Annotated in this window: 3 protein-coding genes; all 3 read left to right on the top strand. The window is 66.9% G+C overall.

Annotation, left to right across the window (positions count from 1 at the left end; all coding sequences use genetic code 11):
* The coding region (gene acpM, locus ACN269_RS34355; protein ID WP_421477456.1) for a meromycolate extension acyl carrier protein AcpM at positions 1–286 on the top strand (286 nt) is incomplete at its 5' end.
* Positions 283–1533, top strand: coding sequence for a 3-oxoacyl-ACP synthase KasA (gene kasA, locus ACN269_RS34360; protein WP_421477457.1), 1251 nt, complete (start codon positions 283–285; stop codon positions 1531–1533). The genes acpM and kasA, both read left to right, overlap by 4 nt.
* Before the next feature lie 39 nt (positions 1534–1572).
* On the top strand, positions 1573–2208 hold a 636-nt coding region (locus tag ACN269_RS34365; RefSeq protein ID WP_421477459.1), incomplete at its 3' end, for a beta-ketoacyl synthase N-terminal-like domain-containing protein.

The raw sequence follows: 2208 nt of genomic DNA on the forward strand, positions 1-2208 counted from the left end.
TCAGGAAGAAATCATCGCCGGCCTCGCCGAGATCATCGAAGAAGTCACCGGCATCGAGCCGTCGGAGGTCACCCCGGAGAAGTCGTTCGTCGACGACCTGGACATCGACTCGCTGTCGATGGTGGAGATCGCCGTGCAGACCGAGGACAAGTACGGCGTGAAGATCCCCGACGAGGACCTTGCCGGCCTGCGCACCGTGGGTGACGTCGTCTCCTACATCCAGAAGCTCGAGGAAGAGAACCCCGAGGCCGCTGCCGCCCTGCGCGAGAAGTTTGCAGCAGAATGACCAGACCTTCCACTGCTAACGGCGGGTTCCCGAACGTCGTGGTGACGGCCGTCGAGGCCACCACGGCGCTCGCCGCGGACATCGAGAGCACGTGGAAGGGCCTGCTGGCCGGCGAGAGCGGCATCCGCGAGCTCACCGACGACTTCGTCACCAAGTGGGACCTGCCGGTGCGCATCGGCGGCCACCTGGTCGACACGGTCGATGACCACATGACCCGGTTGGATCTGCGCCGCATGTCCTACGTGCAGCGGATGTCCAAACTGCTGTCCGGTCGGCTCTGGGAGAACGCGGGCAAGCCCGAGGTCGATCCCGACCGCTTTGCGGTCGTGATCGGCACCGGGTTGGGGGGCGGCGAGAAGATCGTCGAGACCTATGACCTGATGAACGAGGGCGGCCCCCGCAAGGTGTCACCGCTGGCCGTTCAGATGATCATGCCCAACGGCGCCGCGGCGGTCGCCGGTCTGGAGCTGGGGGCCCGCGCCGGTGTCATGACCCCGGTGTCGGCGTGCTCGTCGGGATCGGAGGCCATCGCCCACGCATGGCGCCAGATCGTCATGGGTGACGCCGACTTCGCGGTCTGCGGCGGCGTGGAGGGCGGCATCGAGGCGTTGCCGATCGCGGCGTTCTCGATGATGCGCGCCATGTCCACCCGCAACGAGGATCCGGCGGCCGCATCGCGTCCGTTCGACAAGGACCGCGACGGCTTCGTGTTCGGCGAGGCCGGTGCGCTGATGATCATCGAGACCGAGGAGCACGCCAAGGCCCGCGGCGCCAAGCCGCTGGCCCGCCTGCTGGGTGCGGGCATCACCTCGGACGCGTTCCACATGGTCGCCCCGGCGGCCGACGGAGCGCGCGCCGGACGCGCGATGATCCGGTCGATGGAGTTGGCGGGCCTGTCCCCCAAGGACATCAGCCACGTCAACGCGCACGCCACCGCCACTCCGATCGGGGACACCGCCGAGGCCAACGCGATCCGGGTGGCCGGGGTCGAGCACGCCGCGGTCTATGCGCCGAAGTCGGCGCTCGGACACTCCATCGGCGCGGTCGGGGCGCTCGAGTCGGTGTTGACGGTGCTGACGCTGCGTGATGGTGTCATCCCGCCGACGCTCAACTACGAAACTCCGGACCCGGAGATCGATCTCGATGTTGTTGCGGGCGAGCCTCGGTATGGCGACTACCAGTACGCCATCAACAACTCGTTCGGCTTCGGCGGCCACAATGTGGCCCTGGCCTTTGGGCGCTACTGAGTAGCAGCTCCGAGGGGGAAAGGAACTGACGCAGGACCAATGGCGGGGTTGACCCAACTGACTCGGTTGTCTACGGGGAACGGACTCCCCGAGGTGGTCGTCACCGGTGTTGCGATGAGCACCGCGCTGGCGACCAACGCGGAAGAGACGTGGAAGAAGCTGCTGGACGGTCAGAGCGGAATCCGCAGGCTCGAAGACGATTTCGTCGAGTTGTATGACCTTCCGGTGCGCATCGGCGGGCATCTGCTGGAGGACTTCGAAAGCGAACTGACGCGGGTGGAGAAGCGTCGGATGGCTTATCTGCAGCGGATGTCCACCGTCATCAGCCGGCGGGCCTGGGAGAATGCCGGCAACCCGGAGGTCGACCCCCGCCGCCTGATGGTGTCGATCGGCACCGGCCTGGGTTCCACCGAGGAACTGGTCTGGGCCTATGACGGCTTCACGAAGAAGGGCTTGAAGGCCGTCTCCCCGTTGGCGGTGCAGATGTACATGCCCAACGCGGCATCGGCAGCGGTGGGTCTGGAGCGCAAAGCCCGGGCCGGGGTGCTCACTCCCGTGTCGGCCTGCGCCTCCGGTTCCGAGGGCATCGCACAGGCCTGGCGCAACATCGTGCTCGGCGAGGCCGACATCGCGATTTGCGGAGGCGTGGAGACCAAGATCGAGGCGGTCCCGATC

It is taken from the genome of Micromonospora sp. WMMD736 (assembly GCF_049179015.1).
Lineage (GTDB): Bacteria > Actinomycetota > Actinomycetes > Mycobacteriales > Micromonosporaceae > Micromonospora.